This window comes from Variovorax humicola, from assembly GCF_037889915.1.
In the GTDB taxonomy this organism is placed as follows: Bacteria; Pseudomonadota; Gammaproteobacteria; order Burkholderiales; family Burkholderiaceae_C; genus Variovorax; species Variovorax humicola.
Window position 1 is genome coordinate 24,450 of sequence record NZ_JBBKZV010000002.1, and the last position, 22,079, is coordinate 46,528.

Consider the following 22,079-nt stretch of genomic DNA (forward strand, 5'->3'; position numbering starts at 1 on the left):
TTCCTTTTTCATGAGAGCGTGTTGTCAGATCACGGACAGCAGTCCGCCATCCACGAGCAATGCAATGCCGGTGACGTAGCTCGACATGTCCGAGCCGAGCCATGCGACCGCATCCGCGATCTCGGACGGTTTGCCGAGCCGGCGCAGCGGCGTGCGCTTCCGGAAGCCTTCGGATGCCGCGGCAATGGCGGGGTTGGTGCGCAGCAGATGGGTGTCGATGGTGCCGGGCGCCACCGCGTTGATGCGAATGCCTTGCGGCCCGAGCGCGTCGGCCAGGGCCTTGGCCATGAGCACGACGCCGCCCTTGCTCGTGGAGTAGGCGACGGTCATGCCAGCACCCGCGATGCCGCCCATGCTGGCCATCAGGACGATGCTGCCGGGCCTGCCGCGCGCCTGCATCTGCCGCGCCGCCGCCTGCGCGCCAAAGAGCACGCCGTCGAGGTTGACCGACATCAACCGGTGGAAGTCGTCCTCGCCGACATCGGCACCGTCCGATCGCAGCGTGATGCCGGCGTTGCACACCATCACGTCGACGCCGCCAAACTCCGAGGCCGATTCGATCAGCGCGTCGACCTCGGAACGCTTGCTCACGTCCGTGCGATGAAAGCGCACGGCGACGCCGAGAGCCTCGATTTCAGAAGTGGTGGTGGTGCCGCCTTCATTGGACGTTTCAGTGATGTCGGAGACGATCACCGCGGCCGCGCCGTGCTGGGCGGCCCCGATCGCGATCGCCCGGCCGATGCCGCTGGCGGCGCCGGTCACGATGACGACCTTGCCTTTGAGAATGTCGCTCATTTTGGGTGTTCCTTGTGTCTTGTTGGATGGCGTCAGGACATGCGCGGCAGCAGGATCTGCCTGGCCTGCGAGTCGCCCTTTTGAACGGCGCTGTAGGCTTGCGCCGCCTGGTCGAGGCGCCATGTCCGGATGGAGGGGGGCTGGAAGATGCCCTCGTCGAAACCCACTCGCAGTGCATTCATGATCCCGGCGATCTCGACTCCCGTGAGCTTCGCCGTGTCCACGCCCAACAGACGCTGGCGACCGCGATAGAAGTCCACCAGATCGAACTGGACACGGCGCGTTCCAGCACTGCTGATCGCCACCTGCCGGCCATCGAGGCCGAGCGATTTCAAGGCGGCTTCGAACAAGGCGCCACCCACCGTATCGAGGACCACGTCGACCCCCTTGCCGCCGGTCAATGCCTTGACCTCTGCGGGCAGGTCCGTAGTCTCCGTATCGATGACGGCATCGGCCCCGGGCGCCTTGCCGGACCTGACCGCGCCAATGACCCGCGCCTTCTTCCAGCGCGCGATCTGCGTGGCGGCTTGCCCGACGGCACCCGCCGCGCCAGTGATCAGGACGGTCTCGCCGGCCTGCAGTCTTGCTGCGTCAATCAGTGCCGTCCATGCCGTGACATAGGGCGCGCCGACAGCGGCGGCCTGTTCCATCGAAAGACCAGCCGGCATCTCCGAGAGCCAGTCCGAGGCCACGACCAGGTATTGCGCATGCGCGCCGTTGCGCACCATGCCGAAGCCCGCGCCGCTGCCCCAGACCTTTTTGCCGAGCCAAGTTGCATCGCCCTCCACGACGACGCCCGCATAGTCCCGACCTGGCGTGGTCGGCAGGCTGGCGTTGAACAGTCCTGCGACGTTCTTCACGTCGCTTGGATTGATGGCAGCGGCGTGAAGCTCCACGAGCACCTCGCCAGGCCCGAGCGCAGGTATTGCGATGTCCTGCAACGACAGCATCGAGGGCGAGCCGAATTGCTCCAGCCGCAACGCCTGCATGGTCTTCATCGTTGTTCTCTCAGCAACGCTACGCATGCGACGGCGGCCAGGCGCCGAGTTGCTGCAACAGCGAGAAGAGATTCGCCACGCCCCAGTGCTCGGTGATCTTGCCGTCCTGCACGCGCATGGCATCCACGGTTTCGAAATGAATCTTGCGGCCCGTGGGCGCGATGCCGAAGACGGTGCCCTCGTGCGTACCGTGATAGGTCTTGAACGTCGTCACCACGTCGCCGTCCGCACGCTGCCAGTGGATGTCCGCGTGGAAATCGGGAAAGGCGGCACGCAGCGTCTTGTAGAGGCCCAGGGCTCCGGCCTTGTCGGGCGTGCAATTGGGCTGAGGCGTGTGGTCCAGGAAAGCGTCGGCAAAGAGTTCGTCGAACAGCTCGTAGTTGCCGCGACCCTGGACCTCTTCGGTGTTGCGGCGAACCACGGCCTTCGCCGCTTCGCCTTCAGTCATCTTGTTGCTCATGAATGTTCTCCTTGAAATCAACCGAACAGCCTGGTGGCCGTCTTCGCGATCAGTTCACCTTGATGGCGTGCACCTGCAAGGTCGATCTCCGTAGGCTGGCGCGAGCCATCACCGCCCGCCACGGTGGTCGCGCCGTATGGCGCACCACCCACGATCTCGTCGATGCTCATCTGACCCTGATGGCTATACGGCAGGCCAACGATGGTCATGCCGAAGTGAAGAAGATTGGCGATGATCGAGAACAGCGTCATCTCCTGGCCGCCATGCTGCGTGGCCGATGAGCTGAATGCGCCACCCACCTTTCCGTTCAGAGCGCCGCGCACCCACAGGCCGCCGGCCTGGTCGAGAAACGCAGCCATCTGCGAGGAGATCCGGCCGAAACGCGTGCCGGTGCCGACGATGATTGCGTCGTAGCTCTCGAGTTCGGCCACGGTGGCAACCGGAGCCGCCTGGTCGAGCTTGAAGTGCGCGCTCTTCGCGACTTCCACGGGTACCGTCTCGGGCACGCGTTTGACATCCACCTGGGCACCGGCGCTGCGGGCGCCTTCGGCCACGGCTTCGGCCATCTTCTCGATGTGGCCGTAGGACGAGTAATAAAGGACAAGAACCTTGCTCATGGAAATGACTCCTAGGTTGCAGCGCGAATTGCGATGACTTGCCGCAAGGTTAGAAGCTGGGCATCTCCCGGGGAAGCCTGTTTGTTTCGATGGAATCCATCTGAATAGCCGATGGTTCGTTGCGCTGCGCGGCGCCGGGCGTCAGCTCTTCTTCGACGTCGACACTGACGCCGACGCCCAAGTCGGGAAGTTCCTGAGCCCAGGTCTTCTGACTCCGGGTCCCCGTCGTTCTGGAATTCCGGAAAGGACAGCGCGACGCGGGGTCGGCAAGGGCCTGCCCCCACCTGGCGAGCGAACCCGCAACGCGCCGTTCGATCGCTACAGGCCGATCAACCCGCTGCGCAGACCCGCGCTGACGGCCTCGGCGCGCGTCGAAGCCTCGACCTTCGCGAGGATCTGGCCGACGTGGTACTTCGCGGTATGCATCGAGATGCCGAGCACGCCGGCGATGTCGCGATTCGACAGTCCTTTGCCGAGCAACTCGAAGACTTCGAGCTCGCGCGGCGTCAGCGGCTCATGCGCGGGCGCACCAGTGAGCCACGGTGTCTCGCGCACCGACAGCCCCTCGAGAACCGCTGCGAGTGCAGCGCGCAGCCGGGCAGCGCTTGAATCAGCCGCGAGTTGCGCACTCGCGCCGCGGGCGCCGCGCACGACGATCTCGTCGCCAAGCTGAACCCATGCGTCGGCATCGTCGGTGGCGCGTCCGATGCGCACGTCCCAGCCGACCACCGATCGCAGCGCCGCGCAGACCCCCTCCGCCAGCAGCGGAGACGAGCTGATCACGACAATGCGTCCCATCGACCCTATCCGCAGCGCGAGGCCGGCCGCTCGCCGACCTCAAGGGCAATCTCGCGCGCAGAACCGCCGCGCGACACCAGCATGCTCACCTGCGCGCCCACCACCATCCGATCGCGCAATGCGGCCAGGCTGCCGACCGGCTCGCCATCGACCTTCACGATCACGTCGCTGACCAGAATGCCGGCGCGCGCAGCGGGGCCGTCTTCGGCGATCGAGCTGACCAGCAGGCCATCGACCGCGGCACCGTCCAGCGTGGCGCGCACGGTCTGCGCTGCAATGCCCAGGTAGCCGTGAGGCACGCGGCCATGCGCAAGCAACTGGTCCAGTACGCGGTCGACCGTTGCGACCGGCAGCACCACGCCGTGATGACGCGACAACGCATCGCTCGCGATGCCGATCACCTCGCCCGCGGCGTCGGCCACCGGCGCGCCCGAGAAGCCGGGATACAAGCCACCGTCGAGCCGGACCAACTGGTCGACGCGGCCACCGCGCCAGGTGCGCCACTCGCCCGCGACGCATCCGACGTGGCCGAAACTCGCCTGCGCCAGGCCGGAGGCATCCCGACCCACCGCGAACACGAAGTCGCCGATGCGCGGCGCCGCGGCCGCGGCGCGCCCGGCAATCGGAATCGACCCCGACTCGAAGGTCACCGCCGCCAGGTCGATGCTGCCGTCGATGCCGCGCACCTGTCCCGGCACGTGCTCGCCGTCGGGCAACGCAATCGACACGCTCGACGCGCGCCAAAGCGCCGACGCACTCGTGACGACGACGCCAGAGCGCCACAGCACGCCCGAACCGGCGCGCCGGCGCGTGACGACGCCAACAACGGAAGGGGCCAGCCGCGCGACCGAATCAGGCAGTGAAGAAGCGGAATTCGAAGTTTCCATCAAGGGCTCCAGTTTCAAATGACGGATGCCATCGTGCGTGGAATCGATCTGTCGCGCCCCAGCCGACCGGTAGAGGTGGACCTGACCGTTCGGGCGGGTATTGAGCCCAGATGGGGCCGCGGCGCGTTCGGGCAAGGAGAGCACCGGCTCGTTCGTCCCGCCACCCGCCCCCCGGTTTTCGCGTTCCCGGTGCACGCGATCGCGCCAGGCATGCCGTGGGCGACGAGCAGCACGATCCATGGCTCGATTTTTCGCCCTTGAATTATCGAAAGATCTCCAGATAATGCGCATTAGCAACAAAGCTAATACGTATTACCAACGCCAATCGCCAGCCAGATCCATGGTCTCCAACCGTCGCGTGACCCAGCTCGACATCGCCAGGCTCGCCGGCGTGAGCCAGGCGACCGTGTCGCTGGTGCTCAACGGCACCGAGTACGCGCTGGCGCGAATTCCGCAGGAAACCCGCGAGCGGGTTCAAAGGATCATCCGCGAGACCCGCTACGTGCCCGACCCGATCGCCCGGCGCATGGCCAAGGGCTCGAACCGGATCCTCGGCGTGTTCACGTACGAGCCGGCGTTCCCAAGTGCACAGGCCGATTTCTTCCTGCCCTTCCTCTTCGGCATCGAGGAAGAAGCGCAAGCGCGTGGCTACGACCTGCTCCTGCTCACCGGCGTCGGCCAGGGCGCGCAGCGAAAGATCTTTGCCGAGGAAAGCCGGCTGCGCATCGCCGACGGCTGCATCGTTCTGGGCCGCGCCTTCGACCGCGATGAACTGCAGCGGCTGGTGGCAGGCGACTATCCCTTCGTGGCCATCGGCCGGCGCGAGGACGCCGGCGCGCCAGTGCCCTTCGTCGGTGCCGACTACGCCACCGCTACCGGACAGCTGGTGCAGCAGGCGCGCGCCCTCGGGCACACGCGCCTGGCCTACCTCGGCCCCACCGATACCGCCGAATCCACGGCCGATCGCTGGCGTGGCTTCCGTGCCGCGCTCGAGACCGACCTGCGCATGGCCTTGCACATGACCGACACCGCGGGCACCGATGCCGCCTTGATGGACGCGGTACTGCAAAGCGGCGCCACCGCCGTGTTCTGCGTCGAACTGGCCGATGCGATGCGGCTGGAGGCTGCCGCCCGCGCGCGCGACTTGCGCCTGCCGCAGCACCTGTCGGTGATGGCGCTCGGCTCGCACCTGCGCGCCGAGAGCAGCCGCACGCGCTTCGCGTCCTTTCACATTCCCCGCGAGGAGATGGGCCGCCAGGCCACCGCGATGCTGGTGCGGCGCATCGAAGGCGGCACGGGCGAGCCGGTGCAGCAGGCGCTGCTGCCCTGCGAGCCCATCGCCGGCGACACCCTGGGGCCGGCGCCGCGCTGAAGCCGACGAATGAGCAGGAAGACAAACACAGCATGCAAGAACTGAAGACCGACATCCTCATCGTGGGCGGCGGCCTGGGCGGCGTCGCCGCGGCGCTCGGCGCGCTGGAGGCGGGGCACCAGGTGGTGATGAGCGAGGAGTACGACTGGATCGGCGGCCAGCTCACCAGCCAGGCCGTGCCGCCGGACGAGCACACGTGGGTCGAGCAGTTCGGCATCACCCGGCGCTACCGGCGGTTGCGCAATGGCATCCGCCAGTACTACCGCGACCACTATCCGTTGACCGAGGCCAGCCGCGCCTGGCCGGACCTCAACCCCGGTGCCGGCTGGGTAAGCCGCGTCTGCGCCGAGCCGCGCGTGGGGTTGGCCGTGCTCGAGGCCATGCTCGCGCCCTACCGCGGCGCCGGCCTGTTGACGGTGCTGCAGCCGTACCGACCGGTGGCCGCGGACACGCAGGGCGACACGGTGCGCGCCGTCACCCTGCGCCACCGCGACAGCGGGCGCGAGGTGACGGTGGCGGCCGCCTACGTGATCGATGCCACCGAGCTGGGCGACCTGCTTCCGCTCACCGGGACCGAGTACGCCAAGGGCTTCGAAAGCCAGGCCGATACGGGCGAGCCGAGCGCGCCGGCCACGGCTCAACCGGACAACGTGCAGGCGGTGTCGATCTGCTTCGCCATCGACCATGTCAAGGGCGACCAGACCATCGACAAGCCAAGGAACTACGACCGCTGGCGCACCGTGCAACCCGGCTTCTGGGGCGGTCCGTTGCTGGGCTTCAAGGCGCCGCATCCGCGCACGCTCGAGATCGTCGAGCGCACCTTCACGCCCAACCCGGACGACGACCCGCTGCTGGTGGACGCCGACCAGCGCAAGGGCGGCGGCGACCACAACCTGTGGACCTTCCGGCGCATCGCGGCGCGCCGCAACTTCGCGCCGGGCGCGTACGCCTCGGACATCTGCCTGGTGAACTGGCCGATGATCGACTACATGGAAGCCTCGATCATCGACCAGCCCGAGGCCGAAAAAGAGCGCCACCTGCAAGCCGCGGCCGAGCTGTCGTACGCGATGTTCTATTGGCTGCAGACCGAGGCACCGCGCGCGGACGGCGGCATCGGCTTTCGCGGCCTGCGCCTGCGCGGCGACATCACCGGCACCGAGCATGGCCTGGCGATGGCGCCCTACATCCGCGAGAGCCGGCGCATCCTGGGCGTGACGCGCATCGTCGAGCAGCACCTGTCGCATGCCGTGCGCGGCGATCAGGGCGCGGTGAAGTACCGCGACAGCGTGGGGGTGGGCATGTACCGCATCGACCTGCACCCGTCCACCGGCGGCGACAACTACATCGACGTGCCCTCCTGCCCCTTCGAGATTGCGCTGGGTGCGCTGCTGCCGCGGCGCATGACGAACCTGCTGGCCGGCGGCAAGAACATCGCCACTACCCACATCACCAACGGCTGCTACCGGCTGCATCCCGTGGAATGGAATGTGGGCGAGGTCGCCGGCATGCTGGCCGCGCACTGCCTGGACACCGGCGCGACGCCACACCAGGTGCAGGCGTCGGACGCGAAGCTGCTCGCATTCCAGGCGCAGCTCGAACAGGCCGGCGTACAGCTGCACTGGCCCGACGTGCGGGCCTACTGAATTTCATCGACCCCGACATTCACCAGAACCGAGGAGACCTACATGGCCCATTCCATTCGCAAACGCTCGCTGACAGCTGCCCTCACCGGCGTGCTGGCGCTGTCCCTGGCCGGCGCCGCGATGGCGCAGGAGGTCAACCTGCGCATGACCATCTGGAGTGCCAACGAGGCGCACCTGAAGCTCTTCAACGACATCGCGGAGGGCTTCAGGAAGGACAACCCGAACGTCAACGTGCGCTTCGAGCCGCTCCCCTTCGAGACCTACACCACCGCGCTGACCACGCAGATCGCCGGCGGCAATGCCCCGGACATGGCCTGGATCTTCGAGACCACGGCCTACGACTTCGTCAATTCGGGCGCGCTGGTGCCGCTCACGCCGGCGCTCAACGGCACGCCCGGCTACAACCTGGGCGAGGTGCCTGCCAGCGCCACCGAGCGCTGGAGCCGGGACGGCCAGCTCTACGCCTACCCCTTCTCGACCTCGCCCTTCGGCGTCTTCGTCAACAACGACCTGGTCAAGAAGGCTGGCGCCAAGACGCCGGCCGAGCTGATCGCCGCCGGCCAATGGACCTGGCCCAATGCCATCGCCACCGCGCAGGCGGTGGCGCAGTCGCAGCCCGGCAAGGGCGGGTTGGTGGTGCGCGACTTCAACTACCAGGCCTGGCAGTTCCTGTCGTCGGTCACCTACGGCTGGGGCGCCACACCGTGGAGCGCCGACGGCAAGCGCTGCACCCTGGCCGACAAGCCGATGGTGGACGCCTTGACCTTCGTGCACGACGCGGTGTTCAACAAGAAGGCCATGCCCGGCCCGGGCCAGAACGTGGACTTCTTCGCCGGCGATGCGGCCATGACCATCACGCAGATCAGCCGCGCCTCGCTGCTGCCCAAGGACAAGTCCTTCGCATGGGACCTGGTGCCCCTGCCCAAGGGTCCGGTGGGCGAGTACGCGCTGGTGGGGCAGGCCGGCGTCGGCGTGCTCAAGGCGAGCAAGAACGCGCCCACCGCCACGCGCTTCGTGGCCTACATGACAAACCCGGAGAACTCGGCCAGGCTCGCGCAGTTCTTCCCCTCGGCGCGCAAGTCGCAACTCAACGCGCAGACGCTGGGCAAGACCAATGCGCTGCTGTCGCCGGCCCAGTTGGACACGGTGGTGGTCGCGGGCATCTCGAGCGGCAAGCTGATGCCGGGCCATACCGACTTCGCGCGCCTGCAGCAGATGGTGCGCTCGGGCATGGACGCGGTCTGGCAGCCGCAAGCGAACATTCCTGCGGCGATGCAGTCGGTGTGCGGCCAGATTGGCCCGCTGCTGGCGCAGTAGGCGAAAGCGCAGCCGGCGATGCATCGAGCGATGACCGAGCCGCGGCACGCGCGGCGCTCGTTCTGGACGATGGCTCAGCGCGACAGCGCGGCCGGCTACCTGTTCGCCGCGCCGCAGTTGGCCGGCATCGCGCTCTTCGTGTTGCTGCCGCTGGCGCTGGTGTTCTGGTATTCGCTGCACGAGTGGAACGTGCTGGCCAACACCTTCAACTACACCGGCGCTCGGAACTACCAGCAACTGCTGCAGGACCCGACGCTGCCGAGCGTGCTGGGCGCCACTGCCCTGTTCTGCGCCGGGCTGGTGCTGTTCAACCTCGGCCTGGCGCTGCTGCTGGCCGTGCTGCTCAACCAGAGGCTGGCCGGCATCACGCTTGTGCGCACGCTGTTCTTCTCGCCGGTGGTGGTGTCGCTGGTGGCCTGGACCATCGTCTGGGGCTTCCTGCTGCAACACAACGGCGGCATCAACGGGATGCTGGCGCTGGTGGGCATCGACGGGCCCAACTGGCTGCGGTCGCCCGGCACCGCGATGGTGTCGGTGATCGTGGTGCAGGTGTTCAAGAACGTGGGCCTGAACATGGTCCTGTTCCTGGCTGCGCTGCAGGGCGTTCCTCGCGAGCTGTACGAGGCCGCGCGAATCGACGGTGCGCCGGCGTGGCGGCAGTTCCGGCGCATCACCCTGCCACTGATCAGCCCGACCGTGCTGCTCACCTCCATCATCACGATCGTCGGCTCGCTGCAGGTGTTTGCGCAGATTGCGGTGCTCACCCAGGGCGGGCCGGGCGTGTCGACCACCGTCCTGGTGTACTACCTGTACCAGCAGACCTTCCAGTTCCACCGCTTCGGCTACGGCTCGACGCTGGCGGTGCTGCTGTTCGCCATCGTGGCGCTGCTGACCCTGGCGCAGTGGCAGTTGCGCAGGAAGTTCGTCTTCCATGAACAGTGAACTCTCGCCGCGCGTGAAGGTGGCGCTCTACGGGCTGATCTGCGTGCTGCTCATCCCCTTCGTGTTTCCCACGTGGTGGATGGTGACCTCCTCGCTCAAGCCGATCAGCGAGATCTTCGTATTCCCGCCCCAGCTCTTTCCCGCCCATCCGGACTGGAGCAGCTACCGCCAGGTGTTCAGCGTCCAGCCCTTTGCGCAGCAGTACTGGAACTCGGCCTACATCGCCGCCCTGGTCACCGCCGGAACACTCGTTGTCGCGTCGATGGCCGGCTACGCCTTCGCGCGCATCCGCTTTCCGGGTGCCGATGCGCTCTTCATCGTGGTGCTCACCGGCTTGTTGATTCCTTCGGAAGTCACCATCGTGCCGCTGTTCCAGCTGTTCCTGAAGCTGGAGCTGGTGAACACGCACTGGCCGCTCCTGCTGATCCCGGTGTTCGGCGCGCCCAGTGTGTTCGCCACCTTCGTGATGCGCCAGTTCTTCATCACGCTGCCGCTGGAGCTGGAAGAGGCGGCGCGCGTGGATGGACTCGGACGCTTCAGGATCTTTCGCGCCATTGCGCTCCCGCTGGCCCGGCCTGCGCTGGCGTCGGTGGCCATCTTCACCTTCCTGCACAGCTGGAACCTGTACCTGGAGCCGATCGTGTTCCTGTCCACGCCCAGCATGTTCACGCTGCCGCAGGCACTGACCCAGTACACCGATGCCTACGGCGGGCCGATGTGGAACATCCAGCTGGCGGCGGCCACGCTCACCGCGCTGCCGGTGCTCATCGTGTTCGTGCTGGCGCAAAAGCAGTTCGTCGAAGGCCTGGCCCACACCGGGCTCAAGTGATCGTTTTCAACTTCCCAACGCATTCATGGCAGAAGTCCAGCTCGCCCAGGTCCGGAAGCACTACGGCACCGCCGCGGTCATCCACGGCATCGACCTGTCGATCCGCGATGGCGAGTTCGTCGCGCTGGTGGGGCCCTCGGGCTGCGGCAAGTCCACCCTGCTGCGCATGATCGCGGGCCTGGAGTTGGTCACGCAGGGGCGCATCCGCATCGGCACGCGCGACGTGACCGATCTGGACCCGAAGGACCGCGACATCGCGATGGTGTTCCAGAACTACGCGCTCTATCCGCACATGACGGTGGCGGCCAACATGGGCTTCTCGCTGGAACACCGCGGCCGGCCCAAGGCCGAGATCGCGCAGCGGGTGCGCTGGGCGGCCGGCATCCTGGGCCTGGCGGCGCTGCTCGAACGCTATCCGCGCCAGCTCTCGGGAGGCCAGCGCCAGCGCGTGGCCATGGGCCGGGCCATCGTGCGCGACCCGCAGGTCTTCCTGTTCGACGAGCCGCTGTCCAACCTGGACGCCAAGCTGCGCATCGTGATGCGCGGCGAGATCAAGGCCTTGCACCAGAAGCTCAAGACCACCACCGTCTATGTCACGCACGACCAGGTCGAGGCCATGACGATGGCCGACCGCATCGTGGTGCTCAACGCCGGGCGCGTCGAGCAGGTGGGCGCGCCGCTGGAGTTGTTCGACCGGCCGGCCAACCTGTTCGTGGCCGGCTTCATCGGCTCGCCGGCCATGAACTTCATACCCGGGCGCTGTACGTCCGAGGGCTATGCCGCGGCCGGCGGCCTCCTGCTGCCCATGCCCGAAGCCGCTGCGCACGCCGGCCGCGAATCCGTCTGTGGCGTGCGCCCGGAACACCTGGAGCCCTGCGCGGCCTGCGAGGGCGTACCGGCGCAGGTGCTGCTGGTGGAACCGCTGGGCTCCGAGACCCAGCTGAGCCTGCGGCTGGGCGAGATGCCGGTGATTGCGCTGTTTCGCGAGCGCCTGGCCGTGGTGCCGGGCGATACCTTGCACCTGCGGCCGAAGGCGGGGACCATGCATCTGTTCGATGCAGCAGGCAGTGGCTCACGCCTGGAATGAGGGTTACCTGGCCCGCATATCCAGAGCGCGAAGTGGTACGCCGAAGCCAATTGGGCCCTTCGGCATGATCGGCCTGCTGCAAAGGAGCTGAAGATGAAATATCGATCCTTGCTGGCTGCGACCGCGGCCGTTGGAACCCTCGCCCTGGCACCCCTGGAAGCGTCTGCGGCTGCATGCGCCGCCGGCGTCTACCGCGCAGGCTGCGCCGGCCCGAATGGCGCCGTCGCCGTCAAGAAGCCTCCCCAGCCTCAGGTCGTCTGCGCCAAGGGCGTCTACCGAGCGGGTTGCGCCGGCCCCAACGGGGCGGTCGTGCGCAAATAGCTTCGCCGTCATACGGCCACGTGCTTGCGCAGGAACGCGAGTTGCTCGCGCACGTTCCGGTCGAGGTAGTCACCGCAATACGGCTGGAAATGATCGGATGCGTGCAGCTTGAACTCGGCGTTCTGCGTGCGGTCCGCGGCCTTGCGGGCGACTTCTGCCGAGACGATGGTGTCGTTCGACCCGGCGACCACGAGCGTTGGCACCTTGACCTTGCGAGCGCTCCGTATCGGGTTGCAGCGAGGAATCCTCAGCAGCACACGCGCGAGCACCTTGTTCTTCCACGGCACGCCGGCCACCGACGAGGATGCGCTGCGGAGCGGTCGCAATCAGGCCAAAGCCATTTCCACCGAGAGAGCCACGCTCAACAGTCGATGGTCGTTTCCGCCCGGCGCCGCCAGACTCAAGCCGACAGGAGCGCTTCCTGCCTCGTGACAAGGGAGCGAAATGGCGCAGCCATCGAGGAAGTTGATCAGGGTCGTATTGCGCAGCAGCAAGCTGTTGGCCGCGTCATAGCGCTCGTCGGCCGACTGTAGATCGGCAATCCTTGGCGCCACGATGGGAACGGTGGGCATCACCAGCGCGTCATGGCCGGCGAGTTGCCTCTCGACGTCGGCAATCCAGCCACGGCGGCTAAGAAGCACGTCGAGCAAGTCGGCAGCATTCATGTCTCTACCGCGCAGGATTCGCGACGCCACGCGGGCGTCGTAGCGAGTCTGATGCTCACTCATCAAGTGGCGATGCCAGCACCACGCTTCGGCGGCCGTGAGACCGCCCTTGGCATTGATCGCACTCAATTCGCTGAACGCATCGATCCTGCGTTCAACGATCACGACGCCCGCTGCCGACATGCGCGACAACGCGCGCTGCAGGGCGGCACCGACCTCGGCATCCATGCCATCGAGCACGACGTTGGTCGGCATCAGCAGGCGAAGCCCGCGCAGCGGATGGGCGCGCGGCATGACGAACGCTTCGCCTGCCAGCACGGCGTCCATCATCGCGCAGCATCGAACCGTGGGGGCCATGGCACCGATGGAATCCAGGTGCTCGGAAAGTGGCAAGACTCCCTGCATGGGAACGCGAGACGCCGTCGGCTTGAAACCGGTGATGCCGCACAACGCTGCCGGGATGCGAAGCGAGCCACCCGTGTCGGAGCCAACGCCGGCCAGGGCCATGCCGTCAGTGACCGAGATTGCCGCGCCCGAGGACGAGCCTCCGGGAATGCGGCCTCCGTCGACTCCGCGTTCCCAGGGATTGCGTGGCGTTCCATAGTGGGGGTTGAGGCCGAGCCCGGAGTAGGCGAATTCGGTCATGTTGGTACGCCCGACGATCACGGCGCCCGCAGCAGTCAGGCGTTGAACGACGACGGCGCTTTCCTTCGCTGCCGGGTGGCCTTGCAGCACGACCGAGCCGGCCCGAGTGGTGTCGCCCGCCACGTCGAACAGGTCCTTGATCGAGACAGGCAGCCCGTCGATCGGCGAGCGGACCAGGCCCGCAGCGCGAAGCGTGTCGCAGGCGCGGGCTGCAGCGCGTGCCTTGTCCGCATAGATCGTCGTGAAAACCCGCGGGCCCTCTCCGTCCGCGGCCATGGCCAGTGCCAGCGCGCGCTCCGTCAGTTCGACCGAACTGGTCTTGCCAGCGATCAATTCGTCGCTCTGTTGATGAAGGCTTGTAATCATTGCGTGAAGGAGAGAGGTTTCATATCAGCACCCGCGCCGCGTGACCGCGACGCATGAATCCAGGACGAGCACAGCGAAGTCCGTTCGTGGGCACCCGCGGAACCGGCTTTGCCGGGCCGCCGGGTGGGGAGGCGCCGCAGGCGCATCCGGGGGTCCTAGTTTTCCACCAAACGATCGCGTGACCCGCGCCGCGTGAAACCAGGACGAGCACTGCGAAGTCTGTTCGTGGGCACCCGCGGAACCGGCTTTGCCGGGCCGCCGGGTGCGCCCCCTAGAGGGGGAGGCGCCGCAGGCGCATCGGGGGTGCTTCATATCACTCGACTTCGGCCAGGATTTCCGCTTCGTAGCGATGACGCAGCGACTGCTGGCGCACCGGATCGAAAAGCTCCATCGTGAAAGAAGTTGCGGGGCGGATTCCACCGATGGCACCAACCGTTCCGCAGGTCATGCCGCATCCAGCCGGCAGCGTAGTCTTGCCCTGGGTGAAGCCGGAGATCAGATCCTGCGGACTGCGCAATGAAGCCAGATTGCCTTCCTGATAGAGCACGTCCCGGCCGCCTTCACGGATCCAGGACCGCAGCACCAACTCGTCCCAATGGGCCGCGACATCGGCCAACTTCCATGCGACGGTGGCCACGGGCTTGACGCAGGCCTGCTTCGAGAACGCCACGCTGTGCGCTTCCAGTTTGCGGTCCGTGTGGTCCGACGCAATGCTCACGTACAACTCGCCCGCCGCATGGAAGACGAAGGTCTCGACTTCCCCCGAGGACTCGGCACCGAGCACCTGCACCGCGGCGGACTGCGTCAATTGCTGGCTGGACACGCGGTAGAACAGCGGCACGGCGCTCGGACGAGGAATGCCCAATGCAGCAAGTTCCTCGATGTGGTGTTCGACCGCATCCCTGTCGCGGCCGGCCCAGCCGGCAATGATCAATGAACGGATATCGACGTTCAGCACGCCGGCCTGGGTCTGGAAAGAAAGGTTCATGGGAGTGACTTCAGCGATGCAAGTTGGCGTTGTGCGCCGGCCCGATGCGAGGCGGCGCGCCAAGGTGGAAGGGATGGGGATTCAGGTTCTTCTGACGAAGAGGATCAGCAGAAAGCTCGCGGCAAACTCGAGCGCGGCAACGAAGTACAGGCCGGATGACAGCGAGCCAGTGCTGGTCTTCAAGGCACCGATCAGGTAAGGCGCGGCAAAGCCGGCCAGATTGCCGATCGAATTGATCAGCGCGATCCCGCCCGCTGCCGCGGTGCCCGCCAGAAAGGCTGCAGGGATAGACCAGAACACCGGGAAGGCGGCAAGGATGCCGATGGCCGCCAGGGTCAGCGCGCACATGGCCATCAGCGCATTGCCCAGGCAGAGTCCTGTCAGGATCAAGCCGGTGCTGGCGATCAGTGTCGCGACGGCGCAATGCATGCGGCGTTCACCGCTCTTGTCGGAGTGGACCCCGTTCCAGATCATTGCCAGCGTACCGGCGATGAAAGGGATGGCGGAGATCAAGCCGATCTGCAGATTTCCCTTGATGCCGATCTCCTTGATGATCGATGGTGCCCAGAACGCGATGGTTGCATTGCCGCTGACCAGGCAGAAATAGACTGCGGCGCAAATCCAGACGCGAGAGCTTTTCAAGGCGTCCTTGAACGACACGTGCTTGCCCGAGGCGGTGTTTTCGGCCACGAGCGCCTGGGTGACGGCCTGTTGTTCCGCAGTGGTCAACCACTTGGCATTGGCGGGCTTTTCGGGCAAATACCGCAAGACAAGGACGCCAGCAATCAGCGAGGGAATTCCCTCGAGGATGAACAGCCACTGCCAGTTCGCCAGGTGGCCGACCCCTTCCATTCGGCTCATGACCAGGCCGGCGATCGGGCCGCCGATGGCGCCGGCAATCGCGAACGACGTCATGAACAGGCCGTTGATGCGGGCTCTCCGTTCGGCCGGGAACCAGTAGGTCAGGTACAGCACGACGCCCGGAAAGAAGCCGGCCTCGAACACCCCCAGCAGGAAGCGCAAGGCGTAGAAGCCAATGGGCGTGGTGACATAGGCCATGGCCATGGAGGCCAGGCCCCACAGGATGGTGATGCGCGCCAGCGTCTTGCGCGCGCCAATCTTTTCCAGCAGCAGATTGCTGGGCACTTCGAACAGGAAGTAGCCGATGAAGAAGATGCCGGCACCCAGACCGTACACGGCCTCCGAGAACTGCAAGTCCTGCAGCATCTGCAGCTTGGCGAATCCAACGTTGACCCGGTCGATCCAGGCCAGTACGAAGAGGAACACGAGGAACGGGATCAATCGCCAGGCGATCTTTCTGTAAGTGACCTCCATGTCCACGCCGGCACTGACGGCAAGTGGGTGGCGTGAATCGAGGGCCGCGGCGGCGGAACTGATCATGATGATTGTTGTCTCCTGCATTGAAATCCATGGAAGACCGCTTGCGCTGACACCGGCAATTGCATGACGGTGCGGTGGGGGTCTCGTGTGGTTTCAGTATGCGCAGGCAACTCCCGCACCGTCCAACAAGTAATTGTTGGAGCCGTTGAACAGAATTTCTTATCGCCGAGGGAAGACGGCCGCCCTATGGCCCCTGCGAGGGCAGCCGCGCGACTTCGCCCCCTCGGTCGAGTGCGAAATCGGCCGCAGTGTCCTGGGCGATTCCAGCCAGGATCCCGGTCAGGGGGTTTTCATGTCCAGATCGGAAGCTGGCCAGCAAGACCAGCGCGGGAAACTCCATGTCCACGCGCAATTTGTGCAGGACGGCTTCATCCAGCTCGCGTTGAATGATCGCTGGTGGCAGCGCCGCCACGCCAAATCCATCGGCGACGAGCCGGATCATGGTGGCCACGGAGGCGATGCAATTGACGTGCAATGCCTCGCGGCCATGCCCGGCGAACATCCGTTCGATCACGGCGTGTGGCCCCGAGTTGCGCGCAAAGCTGATGATCGGGAATGCCGCGAGATCGGACAGGCTCAAGGTCTCGGCGCCGATGTCCAGTTTGGGGCTGCCGACCCAGCGCATTGGAAAATCGCAGAGCTTGACGTGAGCGATGTGTGCGCCGAACACCGGCGCGGCATGCAGGACGAGGTCAAGACTTCCCTTGCTGAGCCGGTCCCGCAGATGAAGCGTGGTGTCGCTCGCGATCTCGATCTGCAGACGCGGGAATTTCTTGTGCACGCGCCCGAGAAAATCGGGGAACCAGCTGTGCACGATGGACTCGATGACACCGATGCTGAACGTACCCGCGTAGCCCTGCTTGTCCGACATGTCCTCTTTCATCTCACGCATCAGGCGAACCATTCGCTCGGCGTGGATCAGCGCCTTGCTGCCATCGGGAGTGAGGCTGACCTCGCGCGCACCGCGGTCGAACAGGCGCACGCCGAAATCCTGCTCGAGCGTCGCGATGCGGCTTGAAACGGCCGCCTGCGTCGTGTGCAGGCGTTCGGCCGTCATGCGGAAGTTCTTCAGCTTGGCCAGCAGGACGAAGGTTTCCAGGAAGCGGATGTTCATGACTTTGAGGGCTCCAACAGGTCCAGGCAAGTTTGCATCGTATGCATTCGGCGCGTGGTCATTTGGCAAGTGCCGAAGGCGGGCTCGCCGGACCGATCCGAGGAAGCCCAGCCACAACCCGCCATTCGATCCGACCTGACCGATGATGCGTGAACGAGATTGCGTGACACGCAACAGGGAGCGGCGTCCGGCAAAAGTCGCGCCATCGAAATCGCGCATGACCGCAAGCCATTAAACGCACTTCCCAAGATACGACCCCTCCCGCACAGTCGCCGCAACGACAACGCTCGGAGACAACGTGCAGGTTCCCATGCAACTCGCGGCGCAAGCCGCCGACTGGCCGCAGCGCGATCCTGTTGCGGGCCGCGCGGCACGCCTGCTGAATGGCTTGTACGCTGGTATCGCCGCGATCGCTGCGGCATTGATCGCTGGCGAGATCGTCCTGCTGCTGGCGTCCGTCTTCTGGCGCTATGCGCTGCATCGCCCGTTGGTCTGGTCGGACGAGGTGGCGACCGTGGTGCTGATCTGGGTCGGCGTGCTCGGCGCGACGCTCGCAGGCCATGGAGGGCAACACATCCGCATGAGCGCGCTGGTCTCCGCGCTGCCCCGCCATCGCGACAAGTTCGACAGCGTCGCCAGCGTGGCGACGCTGGTAACGCTGGGCGCGCTGCTGCCTGTGGCCATCGAGTATTGCTTCTCCGAATGGGGCCTCTCGTCGCCGGCGCTCGGCATTCCGAACGTGGTGCGTCATGCGGCGCTCCCGGTCGGACTTGCGCTGATGCTGGTCTCCGAACTCGAACGCGTGATACGGCGTGGCGCGTGGTGGCACGTCGCAGCGGCAGCAGTGGGCGTGGCTGTCGTGACGGTAGGCCTCTACCTGTTCTCGGAACAGGTGGAAGCGCTCGGTCACTGGTCGCTGCTCCTGTTCTTCGTCGTGCTCGGCGTCCTGCTGGTGACCGGCATTCCGATCGCATTTGCCTTCGCTGCTGCGAGCGCCCTCTACGTGCTTTGCGCCGACGGTACGCCCATGAGCATCGTCACCATGCGCTTCGAGGAAGGCATGGCACACCTGATCCTGCTGGCCATACCGCTGTTCGTGGCGCTCGGGCTTCTGCTCCAGGTGACGGGCCTGGCGCAAGCCATGATCGGCTTCCTCGCATCCCTGCTGGGACGCGTGCGCGGCGGCCTCAACTACGTGCTGATCGTGGCGATGTACGTCGTGTCGGGCATCTCGGGTTCCAAGGCCGCGGACATTGCGGCGATCGCTCCCGCCCTGTTTCCGGACATGAAGCGCCGTGGCTACGACGAGGGAGACATGGCCGCCCTGCTCTCCGCGTCGGCGGCCATGTCCGAGACCATTCCGCCGAGCCTCGTGCTGATCACCATCGGTTCCGTGATGGGCATCTCGATCGCGGCATTGTTCAAGGGCGGTCTCGCGCCCGCCCTGGTGATCGCCATTGCGCTATGGCTCTATGTCGCCCTTCGCGCGCGCAAGCTGCCGGCGCCTTCGGCGCAGCAGACCCCGCCGCGCGAGGTGGGACGGCTGTTCGTGGTCGCGCTGCCGGCTTTCGGGCTGCCTTTCGTGATCCGCGGCGCCATCGTCAATGGCGTGGCGACGGCCACCGAGGTCGCGACCATCGGCATCGTCTACGCACTGCTGGCCGGCTGGCTGATCTACCGTTGCCTCGACCCGAAGAAGCTCTATCCGCTGCTGGTCGAGACGGCGACCACCTCCGGCGCGATCCTCCTCATCATGGGCACGGCGACCGCGATGGCCTGGGTCATCAGCCAGTCGGGCGTGTCCAACGAACTGGCCGCGTTGGTGAAGACGTTGCCCGGCGGGCGGTCGATGTTCCTGCTGGTGAGCATCTGCGTCTTCATCCTCGTCGGCTCGCTCCTCGAAGGCATCCCGGCCATCGTGCTGTTCGCGCCACTGCTGTTCCCGGCATCGCGCGCCCTCGGAATCGACGACGTGCACTACTCGATGGTCGTGATCCTCGCGATGGGCATCGGCCTTTTCGCGCCGCCGATCGGCGTCGGTTTCTATCTCGCGTGCGGCATGGGCAAGGTCGAGCCCGGGCTCGCCTCGCGGCACATCTGGCGCTACCTCGCCGTGGTGCTCGCGGGGTTGCTGGTCGTTGCCTTCGTTCCCCAACTCACATTGCTCAAAGTATGAAACACCCCCGATGCGCCTGCGGCGCCTCCCCCTCCAGGGGGCGCACCCAGCGGCCCGGCAAAGCCGGTTCCGCGGGGGAAATGAAACACCCCCGAAGCGCCTGCGGCGCCTCCCCCTCCAGGGGGCGCACCCAGCGGCCCGGCAAAGCCGGTTCCGCGGGTGCCCACGAACGGACTTCGCAGTGCTCGTCCTGGAATCACGCATCGCGGCTCACGCGATTGCGTGGTGGAAACTGAAATGAGAACATCCATGCCCATCCCCGAATTCGATCTCGGCGAACTGCCGCCATTGCAGGACCGACACATCGGCAGCGTGTTCGAGCGCGCGCTCGCGCGGCATCCCGACAAGCTCGCGGTGCACGACACGCGCGAGGGCCTGAGCTACCGTGAGCTGCACGATAGCGCCCTGCAGATCGCGGGTGGCCTGTCCCGGCTCAACGTCGGGCGCCAGGAGACCGTGCTGATGATGCTGGACAACCACGTCGACTTCGTGCGCTGCTGGATGGCCACCGCGCTCACGGCGCGTATCGAGGTGCCGGTCAACACCGCGTATGTCGGCGCCTCGCTCTCGCATGCGATCAACACGTCCGGTGCGAAGGCGATGATCGTCGAAGCGCAGTATGTGGAGCGGGTGCTTGCGATCCGCGGCGAACTCGAGGAGCTCCGCACGCTGGTCGTACGAGGCAGCAGCGACACGGTGCGCGCCTCACGCATGAGCGTCATGAACTTCGACGAGTTGCGCCGCGGTGCGCCCGATGTCCCGGCCGAACACAAGGCCTCGGACGCGATCGCGATCCTCTACACCTCAGGCACCTCGGGCCCTTCGAAGGGTTCGATCAACAGCCAGGCGCATGCGTACACCTATGCCCACCCATCGATGTTCGGTGCGGCCACCGAGGAGGACGTGGCGCTGATCGTGCTGCCGCTGTTCCACATGGGCGGCCAATGGGCCGGCGTCTACAACGCCCTGGTGGCCGGCGCCACGGCGGTGATCGTGCCGCGCTTCAGCGCCAGCACCTTCTGGGAAACCGCTGCGCACTACAAGGCGAGCTACTGTTTCCTGCTCGGCTCGATGGTGCACTTCCTGTTGGGCCAGCCGCCGGGGCCGAAGGACCGCCTTCACGGGCTGCGCAAGATGCTGCTGGTGCCGGTGCCGCAAGAGCTGCCGCACTTCCAGGAGCGCTTCGGCATCGAGCAGGTTGCCGCCGCCTATGGCTCGACCGAGGCCGCGGTGGTGAGCCGCGCGCCAGTGGGTTTCGCGGAACCCGGCAAGGCCGGATGGGTGCGCGAGGAAGTGCAGGCCGTCGTGGTCGATCCTGAGGGCCTCCCGGTGCCGCAAGGCGAGGTCGGCGAACTCTGGGTTCGACCGATGGAGCCATGGACCATGATGAACGGCTACATCGCCATGCCCGAGGCGACCGTGGCGGCCTGGCAGAACTTCTGGTTCCACACCGGCGATGCGGCGCGTTTCGCTGAAGACGGGCAGATCGTGTTCGTCGATCGCATCAAGGACGCGATCCGACGACGTGGCGAGAACATATCGAGCTTCGAAGTCGAACAGGCCATCGGTGAGCACCCGGAAGTCGAGGAATGCGCCGTGGTGGCGGTTCCGAGCGAATACGTCGAGGACGAGGTCAAGGCCTGTGTCGTGGTCCGGCCCGGCGCACTGCTGGATCCGCAACAGCTCGTGGCGTTCCTCTCGACCCGACTGCCCCGCTTCTGCCTGCCGCGCTACGTGGAATTCATGCCCGCGCTGCCGAAGACGGCGACCGCGAAAGTGAAGAAGGCCGAACTGCGCCACCAGGGGGTCACCGCGAACACCTGGGACGGACAGCACGCCCAACGTGACCCGCAACAGGAAAAGGCAACCAGCGAATGACAGAGCAGCAAACGACCTTCGAGCGCGACGGCGTCGTGCGCATCCCCGCCGCCCTCACCGGCCACTGGCTGGACGAGGCACGCAAGTGCTTCGAGTGGAGCATTGCGCATCCGGGGCCGCGCAGCTCCAACTACACGAAGGGCGACTCGGGCACCTTCTATGTCGACACCGGCAACCCTGAAGCCTTCGACGGCTATGCGACATTCCTCGAGCGTGCGCCACTCAAGGATCGCGTTCGCGAGGCCATGGGCACGCGCGAGCTGTGGTTCGCCTTCGAGCAGGTGTTCTTCAAGGAGGGCGGCGCCGAGAAGGCACAGCGCACGGCCTGGCACCAGGACACCTCCTACCTGAGCTTCGACGGGCCTCACCTGGCCGTGCTGTGGATGAGCTTCGACCCGGTACCGCGCGAGTCGGCGCTGGAGTTCGTGCGCGGCTCGCACAAGGGTCCGCTCTATGAGCAGCGCGGCGTTGCAACGACTGGCCTCCCGACCGTGCCACGCATCGAGGACGCACGGGACCGCTTCGACATCCTCGGCTGGGCGACAGAGCCCGGCGACGCGCTGATGTTCCATCCGTCGATCCTGCACGGCGGCGGCCCGACCCGTTCCGGACAACGCCGGCGCACGCTGTCGCTGCGCTTCTTCGGCGACAAGGCGTTCTACCTGCAGCGCCAATTCGGCAAGGACACGCCCGAGTGCTTTCGCGAGCTTCGCCTGGAGAACGGCCAGCCGTTCCGCGGCGAAGCCTTCCGCGCCCTTCCCTGAAATCGAACACACACAC

At 66.2% G+C, this 22,079-nt stretch carries 22 protein-coding genes; 10 read left to right on the plus strand and 12 right to left on the minus strand.

The window, feature by feature from the left end:
• Positions 1-24: 24 nt before the first annotated feature.
• The 7 genes from WKW80_RS03870 to WKW80_RS03900 form a co-directional block, all read right to left on the minus strand.
• Positions 25-795, minus strand: coding sequence for an SDR family NAD(P)-dependent oxidoreductase (locus tag WKW80_RS03870; protein ID WP_340362235.1), 771 nt, complete (start codon positions 793-795; stop codon positions 25-27).
• A 32-nt stretch (positions 796-827) separates the two neighbouring features.
• Entirely contained in the window at positions 828-1,793 is a 966-nt protein-coding gene (locus tag WKW80_RS03875) for a quinone oxidoreductase family protein (RefSeq protein ID WP_340362236.1), read from the minus strand.
• Between the two features lie 19 nt (positions 1,794-1,812).
• Complete coding sequence (locus tag WKW80_RS03880) at positions 1,813-2,253, minus strand: ester cyclase (RefSeq protein WP_340362237.1); 441 nt, start codon at positions 2,251-2,253, stop codon at positions 1,813-1,815.
• 17 nt (positions 2,254-2,270) lie between these two features.
• Positions 2,271-2,870, minus strand: coding sequence for an NAD(P)H:quinone oxidoreductase (wrbA, locus tag WKW80_RS03885; RefSeq protein ID WP_340362238.1), 600 nt, complete (start codon positions 2,868-2,870; stop codon positions 2,271-2,273).
• Between the two features lie 49 nt (positions 2,871-2,919).
• Complete coding sequence (locus WKW80_RS03890) at positions 2,920-3,051, minus strand: hypothetical protein (RefSeq protein ID WP_340362239.1); 132 nt, start codon at positions 3,049-3,051, stop codon at positions 2,920-2,922.
• Positions 3,052-3,188: 137 nt separating this feature from the next.
• Positions 3,189-3,668: a LuxR C-terminal-related transcriptional regulator gene (locus WKW80_RS03895; protein WP_340362240.1), complete on the minus strand. Its 480-nt coding sequence runs from the start codon at positions 3,666-3,668 to the stop codon at positions 3,189-3,191.
• Between the two features lie 5 nt (positions 3,669-3,673).
• On the minus strand, positions 3,674-4,555 hold the full coding sequence (locus WKW80_RS03900) for a S1C family serine protease (protein ID WP_340362241.1): 882 nt from the start codon (positions 4,553-4,555) through the stop codon (positions 3,674-3,676).
• A 340-nt stretch (positions 4,556-4,895) separates the two neighbouring features.
• Here WKW80_RS03900 and WKW80_RS03905 point away from each other — a divergent pair, with 340 nt between their 5' ends.
• From WKW80_RS03905 to WKW80_RS03935, 7 genes are all read left to right on the plus strand, one after another.
• On the plus strand, positions 4,896-5,927 hold the full coding sequence (locus WKW80_RS03905; RefSeq protein ID WP_340362242.1) for a LacI family DNA-binding transcriptional regulator: 1,032 nt from the start codon (positions 4,896-4,898) through the stop codon (positions 5,925-5,927).
• Between the two features lie 32 nt (positions 5,928-5,959).
• Entirely contained in the window at positions 5,960-7,570 is a 1,611-nt protein-coding gene (locus WKW80_RS03910; RefSeq protein WP_340362243.1) for an FAD-dependent oxidoreductase, read from the plus strand.
• Positions 7,571-7,612: 42 nt separating this feature from the next.
• Positions 7,613-8,887: an ABC transporter substrate-binding protein gene (locus WKW80_RS03915; RefSeq protein ID WP_340362244.1), complete on the plus strand. Its 1,275-nt coding sequence runs from the start codon at positions 7,613-7,615 to the stop codon at positions 8,885-8,887.
• 30 nt (positions 8,888-8,917) lie between these two features.
• Positions 8,918-9,829, plus strand: coding sequence for a carbohydrate ABC transporter permease (locus tag WKW80_RS03920; protein WP_340362245.1), 912 nt, complete (start codon positions 8,918-8,920; stop codon positions 9,827-9,829).
• A complete protein-coding gene (locus tag WKW80_RS03925; protein ID WP_340362246.1) occupies positions 9,819-10,658 on the plus strand; it encodes a carbohydrate ABC transporter permease in 840 nt (279 codons plus the stop codon). The genes WKW80_RS03920 and WKW80_RS03925 overlap by 11 nt, the downstream gene beginning before the upstream one ends.
• Positions 10,659-10,683: 25 nt before the next feature.
• Entirely contained in the window at positions 10,684-11,745 is a 1,062-nt protein-coding gene (locus WKW80_RS03930) for an ABC transporter ATP-binding protein (RefSeq protein ID WP_340362247.1), read from the plus strand.
• Between the two features lie 93 nt (positions 11,746-11,838).
• Entirely contained in the window at positions 11,839-12,066 is a 228-nt protein-coding gene (locus tag WKW80_RS03935) for a hypothetical protein (RefSeq protein WP_340362248.1), read from the plus strand.
• Between the two features lie 8 nt (positions 12,067-12,074).
• Here the strand turns inward: WKW80_RS03935 and WKW80_RS03940 are convergent, their stop codons facing one another.
• The 5 genes from WKW80_RS03940 to WKW80_RS03960 all read right to left on the minus strand — a co-directional run bounded on the left by WKW80_RS03940 (position 12,075) and on the right by WKW80_RS03960 (position 17,245).
• Positions 12,075-12,392, minus strand: a complete 318-nt coding sequence (locus tag WKW80_RS03940) for an alpha/beta fold hydrolase (protein ID WP_340362249.1) — start codon at positions 12,390-12,392, stop codon at positions 12,075-12,077.
• Positions 12,393-13,742, minus strand: coding sequence for an amidase (locus WKW80_RS03945; protein ID WP_340362250.1), 1,350 nt, complete (start codon positions 13,740-13,742; stop codon positions 12,393-12,395).
• Positions 13,743-14,055: 313 nt separating this feature from the next.
• Complete coding sequence (locus WKW80_RS03950) at positions 14,056-14,730, minus strand: DUF2848 domain-containing protein (protein ID WP_340362251.1); 675 nt, start codon at positions 14,728-14,730, stop codon at positions 14,056-14,058.
• Positions 14,731-14,811: 81 nt separating this feature from the next.
• The gene (locus tag WKW80_RS03955) at positions 14,812-16,131 is read right to left on the minus strand and encodes an MFS transporter (RefSeq protein WP_422822847.1); all 1,320 of its coding nucleotides are present in this window, start codon (positions 16,129-16,131) and stop codon (positions 14,812-14,814) included.
• A 184-nt stretch (positions 16,132-16,315) separates the two neighbouring features.
• Positions 16,316-17,245, minus strand: a complete 930-nt coding sequence (locus WKW80_RS03960; RefSeq protein WP_340362252.1) for a LysR family transcriptional regulator — start codon at positions 17,243-17,245, stop codon at positions 16,316-16,318.
• 298 nt (positions 17,246-17,543) lie between these two features.
• Between WKW80_RS03960 and WKW80_RS03965 the strand changes: the two genes are divergently transcribed.
• The 3 genes from WKW80_RS03965 (at position 17,544) to WKW80_RS03975 (ending at position 22,063) form a co-directional block, all read left to right on the plus strand.
• Entirely contained in the window at positions 17,544-19,421 is a 1,878-nt protein-coding gene (locus WKW80_RS03965; RefSeq protein WP_340362253.1) for a TRAP transporter large permease, read from the plus strand.
• Between the two features lie 249 nt (positions 19,422-19,670).
• Positions 19,671-21,299, plus strand: coding sequence for an AMP-binding protein (locus WKW80_RS03970; RefSeq protein WP_340362254.1), 1,629 nt, complete (start codon positions 19,671-19,673; stop codon positions 21,297-21,299).
• Positions 21,296-22,063: a phytanoyl-CoA dioxygenase family protein gene (locus WKW80_RS03975; protein WP_340362255.1), complete on the plus strand. Its 768-nt coding sequence runs from the start codon at positions 21,296-21,298 to the stop codon at positions 22,061-22,063. Before WKW80_RS03970 ends, WKW80_RS03975 begins: the two co-directional genes overlap by 4 nt.
• The last annotated feature ends 16 nt before the right edge of the window (positions 22,064-22,079 follow it).